This window comes from Enterococcus sp. AZ009 (genome assembly GCF_050548785.1).
GTDB classification, from domain to species: domain Bacteria; phylum Bacillota; class Bacilli; order Lactobacillales; family Enterococcaceae; genus Enterococcus_D; species Enterococcus_D entomosocium.
The window spans coordinates 2,923,224-2,949,116 of the sequence record NZ_CP172960.1 but is presented as its reverse complement, the minus strand read 5'-3'; the positions used below and the strand labels follow the sequence as shown (position 1 = coordinate 2,949,116).

At 43.6% G+C, this 25,893-nt stretch carries 20 protein-coding genes; 17 read left to right on the top strand and 3 right to left on the bottom strand.

Annotation, left to right across the window (positions count from 1 at the left end; translation table 11 throughout):
- The first annotated feature begins 16 nt into the window (after window positions 1-16).
- The 6 genes from menB to menC are packed head-to-tail and all read left to right on the top strand — an operon-like array spanning window position 17 to window position 7,357.
- Window positions 17-832 (top strand): 1,4-dihydroxy-2-naphthoyl-CoA synthase, encoded by an 816-nt coding sequence (menB, locus tag IGJ74_RS13950; RefSeq protein ID WP_005228595.1) that lies wholly within the window; start codon window positions 17-19, stop codon window positions 830-832.
- Entirely contained in the window at window positions 832-2,331 is a 1,500-nt protein-coding gene (gene menE, locus IGJ74_RS13945) for an o-succinylbenzoate--CoA ligase (protein WP_218192920.1), read from the top strand. Before menB ends, menE begins: the two co-directional genes overlap by 1 nt.
- Window positions 2,309-3,673, top strand: a complete 1,365-nt coding sequence (locus tag IGJ74_RS13940; RefSeq protein WP_086332646.1) for an isochorismate synthase — start codon at window positions 2,309-2,311, stop codon at window positions 3,671-3,673. Before menE ends, IGJ74_RS13940 begins: the two co-directional genes overlap by 23 nt.
- A complete protein-coding gene (gene menD, locus IGJ74_RS13935; RefSeq protein ID WP_218192919.1) occupies window positions 3,666-5,378 on the top strand; it encodes a 2-succinyl-5-enolpyruvyl-6-hydroxy-3-cyclohexene-1-carboxylic-acid synthase in 1,713 nt (570 codons plus the stop codon). The genes IGJ74_RS13940 and menD overlap by 8 nt, the downstream gene beginning before the upstream one ends.
- Entirely contained in the window at window positions 5,375-6,214 is an 840-nt protein-coding gene (gene menH, locus IGJ74_RS13930; protein ID WP_218192918.1) for a 2-succinyl-6-hydroxy-2,4-cyclohexadiene-1-carboxylate synthase, read from the top strand. The genes menD and menH overlap by 4 nt, the downstream gene beginning before the upstream one ends.
- Before the next feature lie 15 nt (window positions 6,215-6,229).
- Window positions 6,230-7,357, top strand: coding sequence for an o-succinylbenzoate synthase (gene menC / locus IGJ74_RS13925; RefSeq protein WP_218192917.1), 1,128 nt, complete (start codon window positions 6,230-6,232; stop codon window positions 7,355-7,357).
- Between the two features lie 73 nt (window positions 7,358-7,430).
- Here the strand turns inward: menC and IGJ74_RS13920 are convergent, their stop codons facing one another.
- Entirely contained in the window at window positions 7,431-8,969 is a 1,539-nt protein-coding gene (locus IGJ74_RS13920; RefSeq protein WP_218192916.1) for an AMP-binding protein, read from the bottom strand.
- Window positions 8,970-9,163: 194 nt separating this feature from the next.
- A complete protein-coding gene (locus tag IGJ74_RS13915; protein WP_218192915.1) occupies window positions 9,164-9,787 on the bottom strand; it encodes a DapH/DapD/GlmU-related protein in 624 nt (207 codons plus the stop codon).
- 94 nt (window positions 9,788-9,881) lie between these two features.
- On the opposite strand from IGJ74_RS13915, the gene IGJ74_RS13910 reads away from it, so the two are divergent.
- The 5 genes from IGJ74_RS13910 (at window position 9,882) to IGJ74_RS13890 (ending at window position 16,938) form a co-directional block, all read left to right on the top strand.
- Entirely contained in the window at window positions 9,882-11,075 is a 1,194-nt protein-coding gene (locus IGJ74_RS13910; RefSeq protein ID WP_218192914.1) for an NAD(P)-dependent oxidoreductase, read from the top strand.
- Window positions 11,076-11,129: 54 nt separating this feature from the next.
- Window positions 11,130-11,783, top strand: coding sequence for a GntR family transcriptional regulator (locus IGJ74_RS13905; RefSeq protein ID WP_005234303.1), 654 nt, complete (start codon window positions 11,130-11,132; stop codon window positions 11,781-11,783).
- A gap of 135 nt (window positions 11,784-11,918) precedes the next feature.
- Window positions 11,919-13,133 (top strand): quaternary amine ABC transporter ATP-binding protein, encoded by a 1,215-nt coding sequence (locus IGJ74_RS13900; protein WP_005228609.1) that lies wholly within the window; start codon window positions 11,919-11,921, stop codon window positions 13,131-13,133.
- Window positions 13,126-14,850, top strand: coding sequence for an ABC transporter permease/substrate binding protein (locus tag IGJ74_RS13895; protein WP_087665039.1), 1,725 nt, complete (start codon window positions 13,126-13,128; stop codon window positions 14,848-14,850). The genes IGJ74_RS13900 and IGJ74_RS13895 overlap by 8 nt, the downstream gene beginning before the upstream one ends.
- Window positions 14,851-15,177: 327 nt before the next feature.
- The gene (locus IGJ74_RS13890; protein WP_087665038.1) at window positions 15,178-16,938 is read left to right on the top strand and encodes a family 43 glycosylhydrolase; all 1,761 of its coding nucleotides are present in this window, start codon (window positions 15,178-15,180) and stop codon (window positions 16,936-16,938) included.
- Window positions 16,939-16,982: 44 nt separating this feature from the next.
- Here the strand turns inward: IGJ74_RS13890 and IGJ74_RS13885 are convergent, their stop codons facing one another.
- Entirely contained in the window at window positions 16,983-17,813 is an 831-nt protein-coding gene (locus tag IGJ74_RS13885; RefSeq protein WP_016612664.1) for a helix-turn-helix transcriptional regulator, read from the bottom strand.
- Between the two features lie 170 nt (window positions 17,814-17,983).
- Between IGJ74_RS13885 and IGJ74_RS13880 the strand changes: the two genes are divergently transcribed.
- The 6 genes from IGJ74_RS13880 (at window position 17,984) to IGJ74_RS13855 (ending at window position 25,808) form a co-directional block, all read left to right on the top strand.
- Window positions 17,984-20,398 carry a glycoside hydrolase family 2 TIM barrel-domain containing protein gene (locus tag IGJ74_RS13880; protein ID WP_087665037.1) on the top strand — a complete coding sequence of 805 codons (2,415 nt, stop codon included), beginning with the start codon at window positions 17,984-17,986 and terminating at the stop codon, window positions 20,396-20,398.
- A complete protein-coding gene (locus IGJ74_RS13875) occupies window positions 20,395-21,882 on the top strand; it encodes a glycoside hydrolase family 30 protein (protein WP_087665036.1) in 1,488 nt (495 codons plus the stop codon). Before IGJ74_RS13880 ends, IGJ74_RS13875 begins: the two co-directional genes overlap by 4 nt.
- Before the next feature lie 17 nt (window positions 21,883-21,899).
- Entirely contained in the window at window positions 21,900-23,186 is a 1,287-nt protein-coding gene (locus IGJ74_RS13870; RefSeq protein ID WP_233499057.1) for an ABC transporter substrate-binding protein, read from the top strand.
- Between the two features lie 71 nt (window positions 23,187-23,257).
- On the top strand, window positions 23,258-24,175 hold the full coding sequence (locus IGJ74_RS13865; RefSeq protein ID WP_223347117.1) for a carbohydrate ABC transporter permease: 918 nt from the start codon (window positions 23,258-23,260) through the stop codon (window positions 24,173-24,175).
- Complete coding sequence (locus IGJ74_RS13860) at window positions 24,176-25,045, top strand: carbohydrate ABC transporter permease (protein WP_016619769.1); 870 nt, start codon at window positions 24,176-24,178, stop codon at window positions 25,043-25,045.
- A gap of 64 nt (window positions 25,046-25,109) precedes the next feature.
- Window positions 25,110-25,808 (top strand): DUF624 domain-containing protein, encoded by a 699-nt coding sequence (locus IGJ74_RS13855; protein ID WP_016612657.1) that lies wholly within the window; start codon window positions 25,110-25,112, stop codon window positions 25,806-25,808.
- The last annotated feature ends 85 nt before the right edge of the window (window positions 25,809-25,893 follow it).

Below are 25,893 nucleotides of genomic sequence, written 5' to 3'. Positions count from 1 at the left end.
TGAGGAGGAACAAGAAATGAGAGAATGGAAAACCTTAAAAGAATATGATGAAATTTTATTTGAACAACATGGAAAAGTGGCGAAGATCACGATCAACCGCCCAGAAGTCCACAATGCGTTTACACCAAAAACGGTGTTTGAAATGATTGATGCGTTTTCAATCAGTCGCGATGAACCAGGCATCGGCGTGATTATTTTGACAGGCGCCGGCGACAAAGCCTTTTGTTCAGGCGGAGACCAAAAAGTCCGTGGTCACGGTGGCTATGTTGGGGAAGATCAGGTTCCTCGCTTAAACGTATTGGATCTGCAACGCTTGATCCGAACGTTGCCAAAACCGGTGATCGCCATGGTTAAAGGCTGGTCGATCGGCGGCGGAAATGTTTTACAATTGGTTTGTGATTTAACGATTGCCGCTGACAACGCTAAATTTGGTCAAACAGGACCAAATGTCGGTAGTTTTGATGGTGGCTATGGTTCGGGCTATCTTGCACGGACGATCGGACATAAAAAAGCCAAGGAAGTTTGGTTCATGACAAAACAATATACCGCCGAAGAAGCATTGGCAATGAACTGGATCAATACGGTCGTTCCTCTTGATCGAGTAGAAGATGAAACGATGGAATGGGCCGAAACGATGCTGCAAAAGAGCCCGTTGGCGTTACGTATGATCAAAGCATCAATGAATGCCGATACGGACGGATTAGCTGGCATTCAGCAATTGGCCGGCGATGCGACCTTATTGTATTACACGATGGATGAAGCCAAAGAAGGTCGTGACGCGTTTAAAGAAAAACGTCAACCAGACTTCGACCAATTCCCTAAATTCCCATAATGACTGGGAGTTGGCTGCAAAGGCAAGCACAACTTCATCCAGAACGACCAGCTTTTTATTGGCATGAAAAAAGCTGGTCGTTTGCTGCCTTGCAAAAAGAGGTTTATGCTTATGCTGCTTATTATCAAGCCCAATTCGTTGTTCTGCCAAACCGGGTAGCCCTTTTTAGCAATAACTCCCCTGAATTGGTTTTTACGATCCTTGCGTTGTGGGAGTTGGGGATCGAAGTCCAGCTGTTGAATACGCGATTGACAGCCGCTGAAATCACCTTCCAATTGCAAGATGCCCACTGCGACTGGGTGATCACGGCAGATAAGATTGCGGTCTCGGGTGTTCGCAGCATGACCTTTGGACAAGCGATGGAACAGGCGAAGGCTCTTGCCAGTTCTATTGATCCTTCGTTTGTTCCTAATAAAGCAATCTATCAAGCAGAACAAGTAGCTTCGATTATGTATACATCCGGTACGACGGGCAATCCCAAGGGTGTGCCGCAAACCTTTAGGAATCATCTAGCAAGTGCCGAAGCGACTCAAAAGAACTTAACGATCACTAGTGAGGATTGTTGGCTTTGTGCAGTTCCGCTGTATCATATCAGTGGATTATCAATTCTCTTGCGTTCCTTGCGACTTGGAATGAGTGTTCGTTTGTATGAGCGCTTTGATGCTGGAGAAATGGCGAAAGATCTTGAGGCAGGAAAAGGGACGATCGTTTCTTTGGTGGCGAAAATGTTGACAGATTTGCTGCCGTTGGTGCCCCAACAAGGCTTTGATTCGTTGCGTTATGTACTGCTAGGCGGCGGTCCGATTGCCAAAAGTATATTGGAAAAATGCCAGCAAAAACAGCTTTCTGTGATCCAATCCTATGGGATGACAGAAACCTGTTCACAAGTGGTGGCATTGCCGCCAGAAAAAGCTTCAGAAAAAATCGGCTCCTCAGGGGTTCCCCTGCAAGGTGTCCATTTACGAATTGCGGTTGATGCGAAAATGGCAGATCATCAGACTGCTGAAAGTACCCAGTCGATCGGAGAGATCCAACTGCAAGGACCGGCGATCACGACCCGTTACTTAAACGATCGCAGTCCACAGCAGTGGGATCAAGAGGGCTGGTTTGCCACAGGAGATCTAGGGTATCTTGATCAAGAGGGCTTTTTGTATGTAGTCAGTCGTGCAAGCGAACTGATCATATCTGGTGGAGAAAACATCTATCCCGCAGAAGTGGAGCAAGCCTTGTTGCAGCATCCAGCGGTCAAAGAGGCAGCTGTGGTGGGGGAACCAGACGAGGAGTGGGGACAATCTGTCGCGGCTTATTTAACGTTAAATGAGTCCGTCCGACTCCAAGCGTTGTTGGATACATTAGAAGGGCAGATCGCCCATTATAAATTTCCGCGCCGTTTTTATCACGTACGAGAAATGCCGCGCACAGCAAGCGGCAAACTTTTAAAACGGCTATTGCTGAGTGAAGAAAGAGTGAACTACATTGAACAGCAAATCATCAAGTAATTATAAAGCAGCGATCGCTGCCGGGAAAACCTATTTGAGTGAGTATCAGCCTTTAAAAAGGTGTGACTTACTGGCTCTTTATGCAGCGGCACAAGAATATCAAGGGGAACGCTATTTCTGGCGTACTCCTGATGAAACGACTAGTCTGGTAGGGTTGGGTTGGTTAGTCACTTTTTCGCAACCCAAACTTGCAGACTTTTCAGAAGTCCGCTCTCTCTTAAAGCAAGCCCATTATCAACCAGAGGCACCTTTTCAGGCGCAGCTGGTTGGGGGCTTTGCTTTTGATGAACAGGCAGAAGTCAGTCAGGATTGGGCTGAGCTAGGTGCCGGTCTCTTTGCGTTGCCAGAAATACTGGTCCGCAAAACTGGCGATCAGTGTGGCGTCGTTTATACAGTAGCCGCTTCTTCCGAGGAACAACGACAACAAAAAGTCGCTGTCTTACAGGAAAAAGTCGCAAGCTGGTTGAATGCCAACCCGGACAAGAGTCTTGTAGCAGAAACGCCTGCTTTTCAGGCACAAGAGGAACTAGAGGTGCCCCAATGGCTGCAAGCGGTCGAAGAGACAGTGGCAGCCATTCGCTCGACTGAAACACCGTTGAAAAAAGTGGTTCTGGCAAGGAGAATGAAGATAGAAACGAAGCAGTCGATCATTAGTGCTGCGGTGTTGCAACGGTTGGCGCAACAGCAGCCGAATACCTATCTTTTTGCCATCGAACATGGGGGCCATGTTTTTGCTGGTGCGACGCCAGAACGCTTGCTAAAAGCGACTGTCGATCAATTTGAAACGGTAAGTATCGCAGGTTCCGCGCCAAGAGGCAAAACCAAAGAAGAAGATGAGGCACTGGCACAAGCCCTCTTAGCGGACGCAAAAAATACCCATGAACATCAAGTAGTTGTCGATCGCTTAGAAACGGCATTGGCTACTTTGTTAGCTGACGGCTTTCAATCAGAAGCCCGCTCCGTCATCAAGAATCGTGACATTCAGCATTTGTTTGTTCCTTTAGCAGGGCAAAGAAAAGCAGGAGTCAATTTTCTGAGCGCCGTGCAAAAACTACACCCGACCCCAGCATTGGGGGGAGAACCGAAAGAAGCAGCCGTCTCATGGATTCGTACCCATGAACCAGCCAGCAGAGGGATGTACGGTGGACCGATCGGTTGGTTGGGTATTCAAGAAGATATTGGCGAGTTTGCTGTGGCGATCCGCTCAGGATTCTTTAGCGGCAATCAAGCAACGCTGTATGCGGGCTGTGGGATCGTTGCCGATTCAGACGCAGAATCTGAACGTCAAGAAACACGGTTAAAATTTCAACCGATGAGGAGAGGGATCTTAGGAGATGAATAATCAGACAGTCATGACAGACTATTTATTAGCGGCCATCCAGGGACTAAAAGCAGCGGGTGCGAAGCGAGCGGTTATTAGTCCCGGTTCACGCTCAACGCCATTGGCGCTACTATTGCATCGTGATCCTGAGATCACCTGTACGGTGGCTGTCGATGAACGTTCGGCTGCTTTTTTTGCTTTAGGGATGTCCAAAGTTGATCTCCAGCCAACAATCTTACTGTGTACTTCTGGAACTGCAGCAGCCAATTATTATCCAGCCGTTTGTGAAGCAGAAGCCACCAACTTGCCACTGATCGTCTTAACGGCTGATCGTCCACCAGAACTGCGGGGCGTTGGGGCGCCACAAGCGATGGACCAACAGAATTTGTATGCCTCTCACGTCAAAAAGATGGTAGAGATGACCGTGCCAGAAAACGATCCTGCTTTGTTGCGTTATAGTTTTTGGCAAGCTGCAACTTGCACGATCGAAGCGCAAAAACAGCCGAAAGGCCCGGTCCAAATCAACTTTCCATTACGGGAGCCGCTGTTGCCTGACTTTAGTCGCCAATGCAGTATTCAGCAAGACGTGAGCTATCTGGCACCACAACAAGAGCTGTCAGCAGAGATGATCAACCAGCTAGCCCCTTACTTTGATAAAAAAGGTATTCTGATTGCTGGAGAAAGCCTTACGATCGAAGAAGCGCAGCAGTTGCTGGCTTTTTCAGAGAAATTAGGCTGGCCGATTGTCGGCGATCCATTGACCAATTTGGCGACAGCCGGTACCAAAGTAGGAACATTTATCAGTCAAGCCGATCTTATTTTCCCGCAATTGACTTCTGCCTTCCAACCAGAGGTGGTCGTGCGTTTTGGTCGCTTACCAGTCACTAAAAATGTCCTGTTATGGTTGAACAAAGCAGCGGATACGACGACGTGGCTCTTTGTTGATCCATCGGGGCAGTGGCAAGACCAGTTGCATCGGGCAAACTATTTGATCGAAGCAGCGATCAGCACTTTCGTGGTGGCCATCACCCAGTTGCCGATCGTCAAACATACGGCGTGGCAACAACAATGGCAAGCACTTCAAGCGCGGGCAGATCAGGTGATTGCTGCAAGTCCGCAGTTGAAACAATGGGATGAGAGCAGCGCTGTGCGCATGCTCCAACAATGTCTACCTGAAGAAGCGCAAATTCTTTTGGCAAACAGCAATGCGATCCGTTTCTTTGATCGCTACGGCAGCAAAACTTCCTCCACTTATCGAGTGTATGGAAATCGGGGCGTCAATGGGATCGACGGCCTTGTCTCGACCGTAGCTGGGATTGCTTCAGCCAGTCAAAGGCCTACCTACTTGTTGATTGGTGATTTAGCGTTATACCATGATATGAACGGCCTACAACTACTGCGTCAGTATCAATTGCCAGTAACGATCATTTTACTGAATAATAACGGTGGTGGGATCTTTTCCTTTTTGTCACAAAACACCTTAGAACCAAACGACTTTGTCCCGCTCTTTGGCACGCCGTTAGACCTTGAGTTTCAAAAAGTGGCGGCCTTATATGAGGCAGATTGGCACACACCGACCTCTTTGCTAGAGTTTCAAACGATTTTAACGGAAACAAGCCAACGGCCGTGCTTTCAAATAATCGAAGTGAAAGGTGAGCAAAAAGATCCGGTCAATACTTGGCAAGCACTGCAACAGCAGTTTAGCGAGGCGGGAGCGCAGCCATGAAGGACACGATAAATGGCGTCAGTTATTTTTATCAGTGGCTGCAGCCGTATCGACCAGCCTTACCAACCCTTGTGGCATTGCATGGCTTCACGGGTTCTTCGGAAAGTTTTCGACCGGTTTTTGCAGAGGAAGGTTCTTATAATGTATTGGCAGTCGACTTGATTGGACATGGACGGTCATCGATTTATGTCCATCCCATGCGTTATGAACTTCCTTTACTGGTAGAGGATCTTGCACAGCTTTTAGCGAAGCTAGGGATTGAACGTTATGGCCTTTATGGCTACTCGATGGGGGGACGAATCGCACTTGTCTGGGCAGTCAAGGAACCAGCTGCAGTGACCCATCTTTTGCTTGAGAGTGGTTCCCCCGGGTTGGCTGATCCAGGAGAACGACTCGCTCGTCAGCGGCACGATCGCTGCTTAGGATTGCGCTTACTAAGGGAGCCTTTGGTCGATTTTGTCGATTACTGGCAAGAACTGCCGTTGTTTGCTAGTCAAAAGGAGCTGCCCTTAGTGCAGCAGGCTGCTGTACGGCAAGGACGCTTGCAGCAAAATAAATTTGGCTTGGCAGTAAGCTTGGTTTACGGTGGTACTGGCAAACAGCCAAGCTGTTGGTCGGCACTTCCGCAGCTAGCTTGTGAAATTCTTTATTTAGCGGGGGAAAAAGATTTAAAGTTTCGGAAAATCGCCCACCAAATGAAGCAGCTGCAACCAGAGATGACCATCAAAGTCGTTGCTAATGCTGGACATTGTATCCATTTAGAACAGCCGACACAGGTTCGTCATGAAATCGATCAATGGTTTGTAAAAGGATCGAGGCCACAGTCAGCTGATTGACAAGGAGAGAACGCAATGAAGATTGAGAAAATTGAACGCATCGCCTGTCGCTTGCCCCTCAAACAACCCTTTGTGACAAGTTACGGACAATTAACAGAAAAAGCCTTTGATCTTTATTTGGTGACGGCAGAGGAGGGAACGGTGGGCATCGGTGAATTGGTCGCTTTTGAGCAGCCAGATTACATTGAAGAAACCCTCTTTTCTGCTCGACAAGTGATTGAAACAGCACTGATCCCATTATTGATTGACCAGGAGATCGAGCATCCGCAAGAAGTTTGGCAATTGTTTCAAACGGTCCAAGGAAACTACATGGCAAAATCGGCTTTGGAAACAGCAATTTGGGATCTATATGGCAAGCAAACGCATCAAAGTGTGAAAGAGCTGTATACCGCGACCCGACCGAGTGTCGCGGTTGGCGTTAGTATCGGCATACAAGACTCTGTCGAAAAACTAATGGCTCTTGTTGCCGCTTATGTCGCCCAAGGGTATCAACGAATCAAGTTAAAAATCAAGCCGGGGCAAGATGTGGCACCCTTGCGAGCGATTCGACAAGCCTTTCCAGAATTGCTTTTGATGGCAGATGCGAACGGGGCCTATCAAAATGAGCCTGAACGCATTTTGGCACTTGATGACTTAGGCTTGGTGATGATCGAGCAACCCCTTAAGGTACGAGATCTGGTGGGGCACAGTCAGCTACAGCGACAGATGAAGACGCCTCTATGTTTGGATGAAGATATTCGAACGGCAGAAGACGTCGATACAGTCGCAGCACTGGACAGCTGCCGTGCGATCAACCTGAAAATCCCTCGTGTCGGTGGGATCACCGAAGCTTTGCGAATCCTTGATCGATGTCAAACCCATGGACTACTCGTTTGGTTAGGCGGCATGTTTGAGTCTGGTGTAGGACGAGCCATGAATTTGCAATTTGCGAGTCAAGATATTTTCCATTTTCCCGGGGACCTTTCCGCTTCTGACCGTTACTTTTATGATGATGTCATTACACAGCCTGCAACTTTGCATGAAGGAAAGCTGCTGGTACCTGATGGAAAGGGCTTTGGTATCACATTAGCTGAAACAAAGCTAAGTCAATATGGGCAATCTAAAGAACGTATCTACTCAAGAAAACGGTCAGCGAAAGAATAACCGCAGCGAAAGAAAACACAGCGAAAGCAAAAGAAACGGCCAGCAGGGAAATCTGCTGGCCGTTTCTTTTGTTTTAGTCTGCGTTTTTGAATTCTTTTTCAATTTGTAGTCGTTGAACTTTCATGGTTGCTGTTCGTGGGATATCTTCGTAGTCGCGTAAAATTGGCTGATTGAGGTGAGGGAGATCTTCCACCATTTTCCACCAAGCATCCCAATCCATTTCACGATTTGGCGCTAAAGCAATGATAGGTTGTGGTGAGTTCTCTTTGTCGCGAACGATCACAACTTCGGCAAGGAAGTCTAAATGATCCAGCAAAAGGTCTTCCAAAGCAAGATTGCTTTCAATATTTTTGATCAAGTCCACTTGACGGTCTTTTAAGTAAAGATGTCCCTGATCATCCATCATGCCGTTGTCACCACTGTCCCACCAAGCGCCATAGACATTGTCAGCAAAACGCTGATCTTCTTTATAATAGGTCAACGCGCGTCCTTTTGAAAGGAAATGGATGTGCCCATCGGTATTGGCTGGCAGCTCGTTGCCCTCTGCATCGGCGATCCGTGCTCTCGTTAAGTCCTCGAGACCCACACCCATATCACGGGCATCGTTGGTAGCGATGCTTTCTAAGGTATGTGCTTTTAGGATCATTGGCCCGCATTCACTTTGACCATAGACTTGCAAAAAGATTGCTTCTTTTGTTGCTGAAGTATTTAAAAAAGTGGCCATTGTTTGGTTGTTGATGGCATCAAAGGTTGAATGGTAATAGCGAATATTGGCGAAAGCATCTGGTTGTTCTTTTGCCACAAAGCTCCATTGGACAAAATTGTTTGGATGAGTTTCCAAAGCGATTGGTGGATATTCTTTTAGCATGCTTACGACATGAGCGCCGTTGGCATTGGCTAATGGCATCATCGGAAAGCCCATCGCCATCAAGGATGAGATGCCGATATTGAAGCGGGAGTGCACCGGTGAAATATGGAACGCAATTAAATCAGAGTCTGCCTTGGTGCGATCAATCTTGGTGAAGATCGTTTTTTGCCATTTTGTCCGCCAGCCCATGGAGTTTGCCGAATGACAAATCAATTTTGGAATACCCGTTGTTCCAGAAGTGTGGGTCATATAGGAAATTTGATCCGCCGGTAACTCAGTTTGTGCCACGGGTTCCGCTGGTTGTTGCAGCAGATGACGAACAGAAATCTGTTTATCAGTACTGCTATTTTTCACTTGTGCGACGCGGCCTTCGGTTTCTTCATCAAATAAGATGAATGGATCTTCTAAGCGATCCACAAACACTTCGATGGTTTCAGCAGGGAAATGGTAAGAGATCATAGCAGGCACTGCGCCAAGGTAAGAAGCAGCCGTTGCTAATAAATAGGTATCGAATTTTGAAGATTTATAAAGAATGATTTTATCGCCGGCTTGCACGCCTAGTGCAGCAAGTTGGTAAGCACGTTTTAAAATCATTTCATGGCTCGAACGGTAAGTACTACGATAGCCAAGTTCAGGAAATGCTGGCAGCACTTCATCGTGGATGATGGTTGTGTCAGGAAATGCCTCGGCAGCTTCGCGGTAATTGGTGTAAAGATTTAATGGACGATAGTCTAAAATGGTCAAATAGAACACTCCTTTAAAAGTTCGTGAAAAACTTCATTTGATTTCTCCATTTTAGCACAGGAATTTCTCGATACAATAGATTTTCAGTGTTTTTTATTTATTTCTAAAAAATCCTTCCCTCAAAGACTTTCGAAGAATGAATGACTGTGATGTGTTATCATTCATTCCTCGTACTAAGCGGAAAAAGCGCATAATCAACGGGTGTATTTTACTATAAAATCTTCGATTGGGAGCCGGAAATCCAGATAGCGTGCTTCTAATTCTGCACGACTCCAATTCCACCAAGCGATTTCTTGTAAAGCAGTGATCGTTTCTGGATCAAAGCGGTATTTGATCACTTTTGCTGGAACCCCGCCGACGATCGCATAAGGCGGCACATCTTTGGTTACGACTGCGTTTGAGGCGATCACGGCACCATCACCGACGGTCAAACCAGATTGGATCACGGCACCGTGGCCGATCCAGACATCATTGCCAATGACGGTCGTTTTTGCTTTGCGTTTTTCTAAGAAGGACTCGTCCTTTGGCGCAAATCCATAGCCTTCGCCATTATAGGCAAAAAGATGCTGACTAGGGCGTTCATAGGGATGATTGGTGGGGCCGATGCGGACCATCGCTGCGATACTGATAAAACGTCCTAATTGACTGTTCTGAATAAAGCAATATTGCCCCGTATAGGTATAATTGCCGATGGAAGAATGATCAATGTGATTGGCTTCGCCAATTTCGACAGAGTCTCCTAAAGTTGTGTCTTGAAGCTGCGAGTCTTTGCCAACGATCGGCTGTTCATCTGGAAAATTTGTGATCGATAGGTGCATAGTAATCATCCTCTCTTGCGTATTGCTATCATTTTACCGCACTTTTTTGTACTATTTGACTAATACGCACTAAAGACAAAAGGAGGTCTGCTTTATGGAGACGATTTATCAGTTAGATAAGATGACCGAAACGATAGGTAAGCGAGCAATCAAAAAAGGATACTCGTTAAAAAATCAAGCGGCCCCAGAGGCGCTGTTTGTACGCAGTTCAACGGTTCCTAACGAATGGATCACACCAGAATTAGCTGTGATCGCTCGCTCAGGAACAGGCACCAATACGATCGATTTGGCACGGTGTACTCAAAATGGCACAGTAGTCTTCAATAGTCCCGGTGTCAATGCCAATGCAGTCAAAGAATTGGTGCTCTCCAATTTGTTTCTCAGCGTTCGCCCCTTATTCAAAGCGATCCAGACGGTAGCCGATTTGCAAGAAGAGGTAACGTCAGGTCAAATTGAAGCAGAAGATGTGTTGAAGGTAGCTGAAGAACGGCGAAAAGAAGTGATCGGCGAAGAATTAGCTGGAAAAACCATCGGTATTTTAGGCTTAGGAGAGATCGGTGAACGGGTGGCAAAAGCCTGTCATCAGCTAGGGATGGAAGTCCTCGGCTATGCCCGTACGAAAAAAGCGGCACACGATTACGAACAAGTCAGTGACTTGCACGTACTGTTGGCCGAATCAGATTTTGTAGTGGTTTTGCTCCCTTTAAGTCAGGAAACCAAAGGCATGCTGAATCGCCAAACGATTCAGCAGATGAAAAAAAATGCAGTGTTGATGAATTTTGGGCGCGGGGAGATCGTGGAAGAAGCAGCCGTCTTAGAAGCACTAGCCAAAAATCAGCTCAAACAATACATCACCGACTTTCCTAGTGCCGGCTTGATCGGACAACCAAAAGTGTTGTGTTATCCGCATATCGGCGGCAGTACTACCAATGCCTTGGAAAAGGGGGATCACGTAGTTTTTGATCGCATGCATGCCTATTTGCGCGCTGGGACGATTCAAGAATCGGTCAACTTTCCTCATGCAGAGTTGCCTTTTTTGGCACCGTATCGCCTGGCGCTGTTTTATCACGACAAGCCTGGTGCTTTTGCCCCATTATTGCGGATCATTTCTGAAGCAGGCGTAGATATCGATAATTTGGCGAGTGAGAGAAAAGCCGGAGTCGCCTATACCTTGATTGATCTTGATGAGACAAATGAAATACTGCTGCAAGATCTACAAAAGCAGATACGGCAAGAAACAGCGATCATCCGTGCCCGCTTGATCAAAAATCCGCGAACCAGTGAATAGTTGCCACCAACAATGTTTCTTGTTATGATGAAAAAAAAGTAAAGGAAGTTCATCATGACGAATAAGTTTCAAGATAAAAAGAAGGTCGCTTTGCCTCGTTATCAGCAGATTGCCGTGGCGATCGCGGAACGAATCGTTGAAAATCGCTACCAAGTTGGGCAAAAGATCCATGCGCGCTCAACGTTAGCCAGCAATTTCAATGTCTCTCCTGAAACAGCCCGCAAAGCGATCAATGTATTAGTTGATTTAGAAATCATGGATGTCCGTCATGGCAGCGGCGCCTATATCGCTTCAAAGGAAAAAGCACAGGCCTTTGTTGAACAATACCAAGATGTGCAGTCGATCCAAGAAATCAGACAAGACATTTTAGACAGTGTGGAGCGGCAGCAGCAAGAGCTGGATAATTTTTCTGACTTGTTGAACACGTTAGTGCAGCAGACCAAAAAGGTACACCATATGAGTCCGTTTGTACCCTTTGAACTTCAGTTGACGGAACAAGCGCAGCATTTGGAAAAAAGTATCAATGAATTGAATATTTGGCAAGCCACAGGGGCGACGATCATCGCAATCCAAACAACCGAAGAATTGTTGTTGTCACCAGGACCTTATGCGAAATTCAGTGCAGGCAATACGATTTATTTTGTCGGAAATGAACTGGCGTTGCAGCGCATGACCAATTTCTTCTATCCAACGGACCATTCAGCGTAATTCTTTTTCCTGATTCCCATGCTTTTTTTGCAAAAGAAAAAGCATTGGGAAATTTTTTTTGACAAAGTGACCACATCTTGTTAAGATAGTATGGTCACTTTCGTGAAATTTTTCAGAAAAAGGAGTATTAATCATTTGAGTAAAGTTAAAGTGGAACACTTAACCAAAATCTTCGGTAAGAAAAAGCAGCAAGCTCTTGCCATGGTCAAAGAACAACGCAGCAAAAACGAGATTTTAGAAAAAACGGGTGCCACCGTCGGGGTCTATGATGTGAACTTTGAAGTCAACGAAGGCGAGATTTTCGTCATCATGGGCCTTTCTGGAAGCGGGAAGTCAACATTGATTCGACTATTGAATCGATTGATCGAGCCGTCTGGCGGAGATATTTACATAGATGGCGTGGATGTTGCCAAAATGAGTAAAGAGGAACTACGAGAAGTTCGCCGTCACAAAATCAACATGGTTTTCCAAAGCTTTGGCCTTTTCCCTCATCGGACAATTTTAGAGAACACAGAATACGGACTAGAAGTCCGTGGGGTCTCGAAAGAAGAACGAACAGCGAAAGCGGAAAAAGCGTTAGAAAACTCAGGATTGCTTTCTTTTAAAGACCAATACCCTGATCAGCTGTCTGGAGGGATGCAACAGCGTGTGGGACTTGCCCGTGCGTTAGCCAATGATCCAGAGATCCTCTTGATGGATGAGGCCTTTTCAGCATTAGATCCGCTGATTCGCCGTGAAATGCAAGATGAACTTTTAGAATTGCAAGCCAATGTTCAAAAAACGATTATCTTTATCACCCATGATTTGAACGAGGCCTTGCGGATCGGTGACCGGATCGCTTTAATGAAAGATGGTCAGATCATGCAGATCGGTACAGGAGAAGATATTTTGACGAATCCTGCCAACCAATACGTGCGTGATTTCGTGGAAGATGTCGATCGTTCCAAAGTCTTGACTGCGCAAAACATCATGGTCCCAGCATTGACGACGAACATCGAGATCGATGGACCAAGCGTAGCATTGAACCGGATGCGGAAAGAAGAAGTCAGCATGCTGTTAGCCGTCGACAAACGTCGTCACCTAAAAGGAAGCCTGACAGCCGAGTCTGCTCGTGAGGCACGGAAAAACAATCTGACCTTGAAGGAAGTTATTGATAAAAATGTTAAAAAGATCGATAAAGATATGCTGGTAACGGATATCTTCAATTTGATCTATGATTCGCCTACACCTTTAGCCGTGGTAGAAAACGATCGTTTGATCGGAGTCGTGATCCGCGGAAGTGTGATTGAAGCATTGGCTGAGACTGATTCAGCCGCTCAAGCAGAGGAAGGGGTAGTGACAAATGGATAATTTCTTACAACATACGATTCCGGTGGCTGATTGGGTCGAAAACTTTACTGATTGGCTAACAGGAACTTTCAGTGGATTGTTTTCAGCCTTACAGTCTTTCGGACAATTTATCATGGACGCTATTACAAATGTATTACTGTTTGTACCACCGTTATTAATGATCGTCTTATTGACGGCTGCTGCCTTTTTCGTTTCACGTAAAAAATTCGGCTTGCCAGCTTTTACTTTTGTCGGGTTGCTGTTCATCTATAACCAAGGGTTATGGACAGACTTGATGAACACCGTGACGTTGGTCTTATTGTCGAGTTTGGTTTCGATCATCATTGGGATTCCACTAGGAATCTTAATGGCGAAAAGCGAAAAAGCGCAAAGTATCGTGACGCCGATCTTAGACTTTATGCAAACGATGCCTGGTTTCGTTTATTTGATTCCTGCGGTTGCTTTCTTTGGGATCGGGATGGTTCCTGGGGTCTTCGCCTCAGTGATCTTTGCTCTACCACCAACCGTTCGGATGACGAACTTAGGGATTCGCCAAATTTCTCGTGAATTGGTGGAAGCCTCTGATTCCTTCGGTGGGACTGGCTGGCAAAAACTGATCAAATTAGAATTGCCACTAGCCAAAAGTACTATTTTGGCTGGGGTCAACCAAACCACGATGCTGGCATTATCAATGGTCGTGATCGCGTCAATGATCGGTGCTCCTGGGTTAGGGCGCGGCGTCTTGTCCGCCTTGCAACGAGCACAAGTCGGTAACGGATTTGTCAGTGGGGTATCCTTAGTTATTTTGGCGATCATCATGGATCGCTTTACCCAGAATTTGAATCGTTCGGCACATCAAAAAGCAGCCAGCAAGACAAGTCGCAAACAAAAACGTCTTTTTGGCGGGATTGCTGCAGCGGCAGTCATTGCTTTGATTGGCGCATCGTTTGCCTTTGGAAATGTTTCTGACAGCAAAGGCACGGTGAACTTGGCGTATGTCGAATGGGATACGGAAGTCGCATCTACCCATGTGGTGGCAGAAGTCTTGTCGCAAATGGGCTACGAAGTCAACACGACGCCTTTGGATAATGCCATCATGTGGGAATCGGTGGCAAAAGGGGAAGTTGACGGGATGGTCGCTGCTTGGCTGCCATCTACGCATCAATCCCAGTATGAACAGTACCAAGATCAAGTCGAGAACTTAGGTCCTAACTTAGAAGGGGCAAAACTGGGGATCGTTGTCCCAAGCTATATGGATGTAGATTCCATCGCTGACCTTTCTGACGAAGCTGGAAAAACCATCACTGGTATCGAACCAGGCGCTGGTGTCGTGAATGCAGCGGAGAATACGGTTGCGACGTATGACAATCTTTCAGATTGGAATGTCGCTACCTCTTCTTCTGGAGCGATGACAGTGGCATTGGGCCAAGCGATCAAGAACCAAGATGAGATCGTTATTACTGGTTGGTCTCCACATTGGATGTTTGCGAAATATGATCTGAAATATCTGGATGATCCAGAAGGAACAATGGGTGAAGCAGAAAGCATCAATACTGTTGTACGTCAAGGATTAGCAGATGACATGCCAGAAGTTTACGAAGTACTTGATCGTTTCAACTGGACACAAGAAGATATGGAAGAAGTCATGTTAGCAATCAATGACGGAACATCAGCCGAAGATGCAGCCAAAGATTGGGTAGCCAATCACCCAGAAGAAGTTGCTGCATGGACGAACTAACTTCTTTCAAATAAGTGTATTAAATCTTCAATCGATTTTAATGTTGAGTTAGCACACATCCGAAAGTGGATGTGTGCTTTTTTTGATCGTTTATTTGCTGCACAAACTTCAGGTATAAAGAAAATGAAAGAATAATGGCCGACGATTTTTGACAAGAGATAGCAAAAAATGGCAAGTCAATGGAATCGCTCGTGTAAGAAAATAGGAAAGCAAGTGTTTCAAAATCTTATAAAAGTTCGTTCATCAACTTATACAAATTCACGGGGACTTCTATAAAATGAGAGAGAAGGAAGTCGAGTGCATAGAGAAGGAATTAGGAGGGATTGAATGACAGCTTATTTATTTTGTCATTTCACTGGCGAGCAAAAAAATGGTGAGCAAGTATACTTTAGTGTGAGCAAGGATGGATTGACTTTTACAGATTTAAATCAAGGCCATCCCGTTTTGAAAAGTGATCTTGGGGAAAAAGGAGTCAGAGATCCTTTTCTGGTTAAGGGGAAGGACACGTATTATCTCATTGCGACAGATTTGCGTATTGAAAAGGGACTTGGCTGGGCACATGCTCAAACCAATGGTAGCCGCCAGATGGTTATCTGGTCATCAACGGATCTTGTGTATTGGACAAACCCATGGACCGCAACGATTGCTCCAGAAGGTGCAGGGAATTTGTGGGCGCCAGAGGCAATTTATGACGCAGAAAAAGAGACATTTTTTGTCTATTTTGCTGCAAAGGTTAATGGAAACCATAAGATTTATTCTGTTTCTACTATGGATTTTCAGACGTTTACTGAGCCTGTGCTATTTATTGAAAAAACGATGGATGTGATCGATACAACGATTGTTTTTAGTCAGGGGTATTATTATCGTTTTACAAAAAACGAAGAAAATAGTCGCATTTTTTTAGATCGCAGTCAACAGCTGACAGGAGACTATCAGGAAGTAACTTCTGAATACCTCGCTCAATTAGAAGGGGTTGAAGGACCGCAAGTGTACCAATTACCTGATGGCAAATGGGCGCTGATCGTAGATCACTTTAAAAAAGGCACAGGATATGGGATCGCAGTAAGTGATGATCTCACAACAGGCGTTTTCGAACCTGTTTCTGCCTTCGACTTCGGTCAATCTATCAAGCGCCATGGTGGGGTGATCACGATCACAGATGAGGAGTATCAACGACTACTGACCTATTATCAACAAAAAAACCCGGTTTTAGAGGGACTTTATGCTGACCCTGATTTGGTTTCATTTAATGGGAAATTTTACTTATATCCAACATCAGATGGTTTTACGGATTGGTCTGGGACAAGCTTTTCGGTATTTGAATCAGAAGATCTCACTCAGTGGACAAATAAAGGGACGATCCTTGATCTAGCATCCGCTCAGGTGAAGTGGACGATCGGTGGTGCGTGGGCACCCTGTATAGCAGAAAAAGAAGGAACGTTTTATTTTTACTTTACTGGAAAAATGGCGGATGGACGCTCAGGAATCGGTGTCGCTTATGCGGATCATCCAACAGGTCCCTTTATTGCAGATGAGAAACCGCTATTGAGTCCTGATCTTATCGATGACTATGGGTTAAACATGAGTCAAGTCATTGATCCATCTGTTTACGTAGAAGCTGGAAAGTATTATCTATTGTTTGGCAATTCTGCGGGAGGGACTGCTGCCATCGTAGCGTTGGGAGATGACATGCGGACTGTCAAACTTGATACGCTAACAGAATATCAAGGGCTGGAAGATTTTCGAGAAGCCATTACTGTTTTGAAAAAAGATGATTTGTATCACTTTACCTGGTCGGGAGAAGATACCCGCAGTGAAGACTATCATGTGAATTATGGTACCTCATCTTCATTGTATGGACCGATTCAGTATCATTATCCTATCTTACAAAAAAATGTTGAGAAAGGCATTTTAGGAACCGGTCATCACAGCATTTTGGAACATTTTGATCGATATTATATTGCTTATCACAGCTTTGCTGTTCCACTTAGTAAGTATCCAGAAGAAGCCCGCGGATTTCATCGACAGGTTCGCATTTCCCCATTAGATTTTGACAAAACAGGCTATATGAAGCAAGTAGTCGTATAAGAAAAAGGGTGCAGCGATGCATCCTTTTTTGTCTGCAAATTCAGTTAGTTTCTTTTACGAACATTAGAAGGAGCAAGATCATAATGCTTTTTAAATAGTTTACTAAAATAAAAAGGATCATGATAGCCTACTTTTTCTGCGATTTCTTTGACGGTCAAATTGGTATGAAGCAACAGCTCATAGGCATGTTTGAGACGAATCTCGATCAAATATTTAATCGGACTACGACCAGTGATTTTCCGAAAAACTTTTGAAAGTTGGGCAGGACTAATATAAAGCATGTCCGCTAGCATTTCCAAAGTGATGTCTTCTTGATGATGATTCTCCAAATAATAAATCGTATGGTTTACTAGCGTTTGTTTTTGTTTATCTTTTTCAGAAATTACTGACAGGCTATTGTTTGGATCGGAGGGCGTCAAACTTCTTAAAATCAAAGCTAGCATTTCGAGAATGATTCCTTTGCCCATCAAATCGTGATGAATATTATGGCTGTTAAACTCATGGGTCAGCTGCCATGCTTTTTTGAAGAACGCTTCTTGATAAATCCCCAAATTGAGCAGGGGATCTTCATTAGGGAAGGTATTAAAAGGAAGTCCTTCGATCAGAATATTAGAAAGGCCGATATGAAGTTCATGGGATTCCATCCCTGCTGGATGGATTTCGGTATGGGGAAGGCCAGGGTTAAAAAGGAGCGTGTCACCAGTATATAGCCTTGTGCGGGTTTCATTGAATTCGTAATCAACGGTTCCTTCTAATACGATGCTGATCTCAATGAAATCATGATGGTGGTAGCCCCGAAGATTTTTCTTTTTATTCCAAAAGTCAACGACATAAATAATTTCAGGATTAAATATATTCGAATGGATGTGGTACATAGTTCCCTCCTATTACCTACGAAAAAGTAGGCGCTTTTTTTTCTTCATATCATATAATACATGAAAATGAATCGGATAGACTATGTTCTTCATTAAATGTTTTAGTAAAATTAAGTGAAAGAAAGCGATTTCTTTATGTGAGTATTGGTAAAAGGGAGGTTAGGGGTTAAATGGAAAAACGTTTTTTGAATGAATGGCGATTCTCAAAACAAGAAGAAAAAGAAGCATGGAAAAAAGATTTTGATGATTCTATTTGGGAAAAGGTAACGATTCCTCATGATTGGGGTGTCTCTTATCCCTTTGAAAAACATTTTTCAAGCGGAACAGGGTATCTATCCGGAGGAATAGGTTGGTATCGAACCAAACAGCCGCTGCAAGAGTTGGGTGACCTTACGAATAAAGTCGTAAAAATTCATTTTGAAGGTGTTTATAAAAATGCACGGGTTTGGATCAATGGCTATCATATGGGGATTAGACCTTCAGGATATGCTTCATTTTATTATGATTTGACAGAGATTTTAACTTACAATTCGGATGATAGCTTGCTTATTAGTGTCCGTGTCGAGCACACAGATTTGGCAGATTCAAGATGGTATAACGGAAATGGACTCACACGTCCTGTTTCTCTTGAAATTCATGATTCTATTTATATCGACGAATACGGAACGAGTTTTTCAACGCCAAGTGTTACAGAGGGGCAAGCGGAGATCATGATCGAACATCGGCTAGTAAATACCTTAAAACAAGACCGTGTTGTTAGGATCGAACAAGTGCTGGAAAGTTTACAAACGGAAAAAGTGATGAACATAAGTGAGGAAATCCAACTTAACGCAGGGGAACGCCGCACGGTCACATTGAAAGCAAAAATTGAAAAGCCAGAGCTATGGTCACCTGAAGCGCCGAATCTTTATCAGCTACGAACAAAGGTGAGTTTTCAAGATGCGTCCTTAAATAGAATTGAGAGCGTATACAACGAGTATATCGGGATCAGATCCTTTCATTTTGATGCCAATGAGGGCTTTTCTTTAAATGGGCAAAAGCTGAAAATCAAAGGTGTTTGCTTGCACGAAGATGCGGGCTCTTTCGGTACAGCTGTTCCGAGCGAGGTATGGGTACGGCGTTTAATAAAGTTAAAAGAGATGGGGGCAAATGCTATACGAATGGCACACAATCCTCATTCGTTTGCTTTGTATCGTTTGTGCGACACCATGGGATTTTTAGTCTTTGATGAAGCATTTGATGAATGGGAAAATCCTAAAAATAAATGGTGGCAAGGTCATAATGTGTATCCACCCAAGTTAGAAGGAGCAGCAGAACATTTTCCAACTTGGTATGAAAAAGATTTGGAAAATATGATTTTACGCAATCGAAACCATCCATCGATCATTGCTTGGAGCATTGGCAATGAGATTGATTATCCCAATGATCCATATGCTAGTCCATTGTTTGCTGAAATGACAGGGAATAATGACAATAGCAAACCAGAAGCTGAGCGCATCTATAATCCACATCGACCTGATATGAGAAGGTTACGCACGATAGCCGAAAAGCTGGTCCATTTGAGCAAAACACTCGATCCGACTCGACCAGTTACCTTGGCAGCAGCTTTTCCAGAATTATCTACGAAAATTGGCTTGATCGATCACTTGGATGTCGTTGGCTATAACTACAAAGAACATCTATACGAAGAAGATCATCGCAAATTCCCAGATAAACCTTTTATTGGGAGTGAGAACAGTCACGGGTTTAAAGAATGGCAAACGGCAAACACTCTTCCGTATATCGCTGGACAATTTTTATGGACGGGCATTGATTATTTAGGGGAAGCCCATGGCTGGCCTATTCACGGATCTGGGGCAGGCTTATTGACATTGGCTGGTATTGAAAAGGCTAGTTATTACAAGAGAAAGAGCTGGTGGAGTCAAGAACCGACTGTTTATTTGACAACGATTCCTTACGAGAAAAACAAACGAAGAGCAGAATGGGAACCCACCTATCGAAAATGGTCTTACCCAGCTGAGCAAGAAATTGAAGTAAGGTGTTATACAAATGCAAAAGAGATTCGATTGAAGATTGGCGACTTGGAAGTACCCGATGTTCGTTATGATGATACCTTTGGTTATTATGTTGCACGGATCAACTATCAGCCAAAAAACTTGTCGGTCGAAGCAGTATTTGAAGAAACGATTCTGCATGATGAAATAAAACCCGAAGCAGCGCCAACTGCTTTGGCAGCTATGAATTACGAAATTCCTCAAAGATGGCGGGAGAAATTAGCTGCTACCGATTTAACGCTAGATAAGACCCTTCATCAAATCGAATGCCAAGTCTTGGATTATGCTGAAAATCCGATAGCAGCAGAAGTGATGGTCTATCTAGAAGTCGAAAATGGGACATTATTAGGTTTGGAGAATGGTGATCTAGCAGATACTACCGCTTATACAGAGTCATTCCGTAGAACGATGCAAGGAAAGTTGCTTTGCTTTGTAGCAGGAGAGCGCAAGAAAGAGACAGTTGTGACGCTGCGCTCACCTGGACTACCAGATACACGATTGATTCTAGAGAATAGAGAGGGAAGTACATGATAAAAAAGCGGACACTCCTTATTCCTTTGGTCTTATTGAGTATACTGACAGCGTGTGGAACGGTCGAGGAAAATACACAGAAAGAAAAAGAGCCAGAGACAGATGAAGTCATTGATACGGCGATGATCACCTTAAATACGGCAGAAACCTACCAGACAATTGAAAGCTTTGGCGCAAGTGGTGCTTGGTGGAGTCAAGATATTGGTGGCTGGATCGAAGAAGAAACAGCAGAACTTTCGAAGCGAGAATATATCGCAGAATTATTATTTGATCCGCTTGAAGGGATTGGCTTGACGTCTTATCGCTACAACTTAGGCGCCGGAAGTACGTTACAAAATAGTCCTCGCATTGAAGATCCCTGGCGACGAGCAGAAAACTTTGAAGAAGGACCCGAAGTCTATGATTGGTCGAAGGATGAAAATGCACGATGGATGCTGAAAACAGCGGTTGATTATGGAATTGATGATATCTATTTATTCGTCAATAGTCCATTGACGAGGCTAACGAAAAATGGTTCTGCGTATGGTGATCAGCTGGAAGAAAAACGCAGTAATCTAGCTCCTGAGAATTATCAAGCATTTGCCAACTACGTCTATGATGTAACGGAACACTTCTTAAAAGAAGACATTCCCGTCACGCATGTGTCGCCAATCAATGAACCACAATGGGATTGGACTGGTGGTCAGGAGGGAACCTACTACGATCCAGCTGAAGTAGTCGCACTCTTAGAGGTATTTATTGAAGAAAAACAAAAAAGACCAGAGCTGAAACAAATAGCGCTATCGATGCCTGAATTAGGAGAATGGGCAAACACCAGCAAGGAATATTTCGAAGCAATCATCGAAAATGATACATTGATGAATTACTTTGACACGTGGGAAGTCCATTCATATTGGACAACTTACGTCGAGAAAATGAATTTTAAAGAGTGGTTAGAAGAAAAGGAAATCGATGTTACCTTAAAAATGTCTGAGTGGACAGAAATGATCAATGGTCGCGACTACACTATGGATTCTGCCCTAAATTTAGCCAACGAGATACACGATGATTTAACGATCCTTGATGTGGTTGCTTGGCAATATTGGATCGCAGTCAGTAGTTACGATTATCGGGATGGTCTGATCTATGTAAACTTAGGTTCAAAAGAAATTATTCCGACAAAAAGACTTTGGGGAATGGGGAATTTCAGCAAGTTTATTCGACCAGGGTACACGAGAGTTTCCGCAATCAGCGACGACAAAGAGGTGAATGTCGTAAGCTTTTTGGGAAAAAATGAAGCAAACGAAGAAGAACTTATTACAGTGCTTATCAATAACAGTTTTCAGGAAAAAGAGATTGATCTTCAAGGAGTCGGATTTGGTGAAATCATCAGCTATACGACAGATGGTGAATCTGATTTAGAAGAGCAGAGCATCACTTCTCAGGAACTGACAATCCCTCGGCAATCGATCGTTACCTTGAAGAGCGTTACAACGAATGAATAAGAAAAGGGGAAATGGCTATGAACTTTGGGAAAATTGCTAAAACATCTTTATTGGCGTCTTCAGTAGTCTTATTTGTTGCTTGTGGGCAAGAAAACAACAATAATGATTCGGATGGAGAAATCACAACGATCCAGTTTTATACGTGGGGAGGTGAAGGTGACCTTCCCATCTATGAGCCACGCATCAAAGCCTTTGAGGAAGCGAATCCTGACATAAAAGTAGACTTCGTTCAAGTGCCAAGTGATTATGACACCAAACTGCAAACAATGTATGCCGGAAATGAAGCACCTGACGTTGTCCAAGTGGCAGAAAATGGGCAAAACTTTGCTTCTAAGGGATTGTTTATTGATCTTTCAGAATATATTGAGGAATCATCGATTGACGTAGAAAGCAATTGGGGGGAGGCAATAACCCAATATACCTATGATGGCCAACCATTTGGTTTGCCGGATAGAGGGGGCCCGGAAATTCTTTACTACAATAAAGACTTATTTGATGAAGCAGGGATCGAATACCCGACAAATGATTGGACGATTGAAGAATACACAGCTGCTGCCGAAAAATTAACAAAAATAGAAAACGGCGAAACGGTTCAGTATGGTGCTAGTGGAATGGATTGGGTGCCAAACTGGGGAGTATTTATCAAGTCCAATGGTGGTTCCCTTGTGGAAAATAATGAGGTTGTGATCAATTCTCCCGAAAACTTAGAAGTTCTTACTTGGTTTAATAATCTATACCAAGACGGTTATGTTGGCACATATGAATTTTATGAATCTGTTGCGCAGTCTGGTGCGGATTCAATGTTCTCACAAGGTAGAATTGGTATGTTGACGACAGGATTTTGGAATATTGGCAACTTCACACAACTGGATGATTTAAATTTTGATATTGCACCGATGCCTTTCTTCAATGAAAAAGTTACATGGCCTTTCGGAAGTGCCTTAGCGATTTCTAAGCAATCGACCAAACAAGATGCCGCCTTTCGATTCATTGAATATATGACGAGCGAAGAAGCACAAAAAATTCTTGGTGAAAGTTTAGTGGATTCTCCTGCCAATATCAAAGTATTGAACTCTGAAGAATTTACCAATAGACAAGTAAATGGGAAAGATCTTCGCTTGGACGTCGTAGGAATCTCGACAGAACGTGTTGTGATCGATGGTATTTTCGAAGGTCCTTACTATGGAGAACTGACCGGTGAGTTCAGTAATCAAGTAAAAGAAATGCTCCTTGGCCGTTTAACACCAGAAGAAGCGCTTGAGAAAATGCAAGAATCTGGCGAAAAAATCATGGAACAATATTAATTCAGAGAAAGGATAGCTTAGGGAAGAAAAAATTTTCTTCCTTAAGCACCTTAGTTAAGGAGGGTTTCCTATTGGACATTTCAGCGACACAACTTCAACTAAATCAAAAAAAGCGTAAGCGGACTCAGTCCCGCTGGTTTTTTGCCTTTGTTTCACCTTGGATCATTGGGTTTGTTTGTTTTACCATTGGACCAATGATTTTTTCGATCATCATGAGTTTTACTGATTGGGATATGTTTTCGGAATTTAATTTTATCGGATTTGATAACTATCTGCGTCTTTTTAAGGATGATATTTTTTTAAAAGCTTTAGCAAATACTTTTCAATATACCTTGATCAGTGTTCCAATCAATTTGTTACTTTCATTAGGTATGGCTTATTTATTGAGCTTTCATTTGAAAGGGATGCGTGTTTTTCGTACCATCTATTACTTACCTTCCATTGTACCAATCGTTGCGAGCACGATGCTGTTTACCCGTTTGCTTTCTTCCAAAGGACTAGTCAACCAGGCACTAGCCTTATTTGGTATCGACGGACCAGTTTGGCTGTTGAGTAAGGACCATGTGCTTTGGAGCTTCGTATTCCTTTCTCTATGGGGTGTCGGTGGAACAATGATTTTGATGTTGTCTGCTATCAATAGTGTGGGGGAAGAAATGTATGAATCGGCACTTCTTGATGGTGCATCCAGATTCAGGATGTTTATTAGTATAACCATTCCCCAAATTTCGCCGATTTTATTTTTCAACCTGATTACCGGAGTCATTGGCTCCCTTCAAACCTTTACTCAAGTATATATGATGACCGGTGGTGGGCCTGATTATGCCAGCGAAATGATTGTTCCGTACCTTTATCGAAATGCCTTTTCATTTTATCGGATGGGCTATGCTTCGGCAATGGCTTGGGTGTTGTTTATGATCGTGATGGTCTTATCCTTGATCGTGCTGAAGAGCTCAAGCTTATGGGTATTTTATGAAGAGGAGGTGAAGTAAGTGTTAGATAAAAATCTATCCAAAGTATCTAAATTATTGATCTATCTGACCTTGATTTTGTTTGCGGGAATTTTGATCATTCCATTCGTTTATATGATTTCGATTGCACTAGCTTCGCCGGAGTCAAATATCAAAGAACAGTTCACTTTACTGCCGATGGAATTCTATTTGTCCAATTTCACCAATTTGTTTAGAGATTCCTTTTCAGGAGAGCGACCAATCTTGTTGTGGTTTTTCAACACGATGCTGATCGTCGTTCTTAGCATTGTTGGACAAATTATTTCTTCGACACTGGTTGCTTTTGGCTTTGCCCGAATGAAGTATAAACATAAAAATAAATTGTTTCTATTGGTATTAGGAACAATGATGTTACCAGGTCAAATCACCTTGATTCCTGTGTTTTTGATTTTTAGAAACTTAGGTCTTTATAACACTCTTTGGCCACTGATCATCCCGCAATTCTTTGGCTCTGCCTATAATATCTTTTTTACTCGCCAATTTATTACGGCGATTCCGGGAAACTTATTTGAAGCGGCAGAAATGGATGGTTTAGGACCATTTAGATCCTTTACCAAAATAGTCTTACCTTTGATCAAACCAGCGATGGCTGCCATTGCTATTTTTACCTTTAACTTTGCTTGGAGCGACATCATGGGTCCTTTGATCTATGTATCAGATACGAGCAAAATGACCTTAGCTTTAGGCGCACAATCTATGTCCGCCACCTCCAATCCAGCGGGTACCGTCAATATGTCGATGTTAATGGTAATGTCATTGCTGCTGACACTTCCACAGATCGTTATCTATTTCTTAGGACAAAAATATTTGTTCCAAATCAATTTGGGGATTGGCAATAGCGGGACAAAATAAGTTGAAGAGCTTATGAAAAAACTGACGATCGCATATAGAAAAATAGAGTTACAAGGAGCGACAGATGGAAAAAAATATTCGACAACCGGAGATCAATCAAAAAGATAGCTACAAACTGTTTCATCATCTATCTTATTTAAATTATATTATCTATACTTTTCTAGGGACGCTGCTGTTTTGGTTGTTCAATTTACCCCTTCTTTTTTTATTGCTAACAATGGAAATCAAACTTAGCACCTTACCATTGTTTCTCCTGTCCTTCTTGCCAGTAGCCCCAGCTTTTACAGCGTTACTCATCTATTTGAAAGAAGCAAAGGAGAAAGATGGTACCCCAAAAGTATTTTTATTGGCCTATCGCAGGAAATTTAAGCATAGTCTTCTAGGGTGGCTTCCTGTTTTAGTCGTTATTGGGTTATGTAGTGCAAATTTATTGTTACTGAGGGTCACGATCCAAATCACTGAATTGAAATGGCTAAATCTGTTTCTGCTGATCGTCGCCTTGACGTTTGCGATCAATTATTTTTTAGTGGTCGCAACGGCACCGTCTCTTTCAATCAAGGAAGCTCTTTTGCTTAATCTCCAATTATTTATTTTGAAATCCAGCCGATATATGTTAAGTTTTATGATCATCATTAGTAGTTGGCTGCTGTTAGCCTTGGTTCCAATTTATCTGGCATTATTTGGCGTAGGGCTGATTGCCATCTTATTATTACTGAACTTTGCGCCAGTCATGGAGTTTGCGCGAAAGCATTCGGTTCGTTGAGCAACAAAAAATCACCTGATCATGGAGCAACCTCGAACAGTTAGACCAAAACTCTAACGAGTCGAGGTAGCTTCAGTATGCGTTT

Coding starts and splice junctions, on each gene's coding strand:
- menB (WP_005228595.1), top strand. CDS start 17: ATGAGAGAATGGAAAACCTTAAAAGAATATGATGAAATTTTATTTGAA.
- menE (WP_218192920.1), top strand. CDS start 832: ATGACTGGGAGTTGGCTGCAAAGGCAAGCACAACTTCATCCAGAACGA.
- menD (WP_218192919.1), top strand. CDS start 3,666: ATGAATAATCAGACAGTCATGACAGACTATTTATTAGCGGCCATCCAG.
- menH (WP_218192918.1), top strand. CDS start 5,375: ATGAAGGACACGATAAATGGCGTCAGTTATTTTTATCAGTGGCTGCAG.
- menC (WP_218192917.1), top strand. CDS start 6,230: ATGAAGATTGAGAAAATTGAACGCATCGCCTGTCGCTTGCCCCTCAAA.
- IGJ74_RS13915 (WP_218192915.1), bottom strand. CDS start 9,787: ATGCACCTATCGATCACAAATTTTCCAGATGAACAGCCGATCGTTGGC.
- IGJ74_RS13910 (WP_218192914.1), top strand. CDS start 9,882: ATGGAGACGATTTATCAGTTAGATAAGATGACCGAAACGATAGGTAAG.
- IGJ74_RS13905 (WP_005234303.1), top strand. CDS start 11,130: ATGACGAATAAGTTTCAAGATAAAAAGAAGGTCGCTTTGCCTCGTTAT.
- IGJ74_RS13895 (WP_087665039.1), top strand. CDS start 13,126: ATGGATAATTTCTTACAACATACGATTCCGGTGGCTGATTGGGTCGAA.
- IGJ74_RS13890 (WP_087665038.1), top strand. CDS start 15,178: ATGACAGCTTATTTATTTTGTCATTTCACTGGCGAGCAAAAAAATGGT.
- IGJ74_RS13885 (WP_016612664.1), bottom strand. CDS start 17,813: ATGTACCACATCCATTCGAATATATTTAATCCTGAAATTATTTATGTC.
- IGJ74_RS13880 (WP_087665037.1), top strand. CDS start 17,984: ATGGAAAAACGTTTTTTGAATGAATGGCGATTCTCAAAACAAGAAGAA.
- IGJ74_RS13875 (WP_087665036.1), top strand. CDS start 20,395: ATGATAAAAAAGCGGACACTCCTTATTCCTTTGGTCTTATTGAGTATA.
- IGJ74_RS13870 (WP_233499057.1), top strand. CDS start 21,900: ATGAACTTTGGGAAAATTGCTAAAACATCTTTATTGGCGTCTTCAGTA.
- IGJ74_RS13855 (WP_016612657.1), top strand. CDS start 25,110: ATGGAAAAAAATATTCGACAACCGGAGATCAATCAAAAAGATAGCTAC.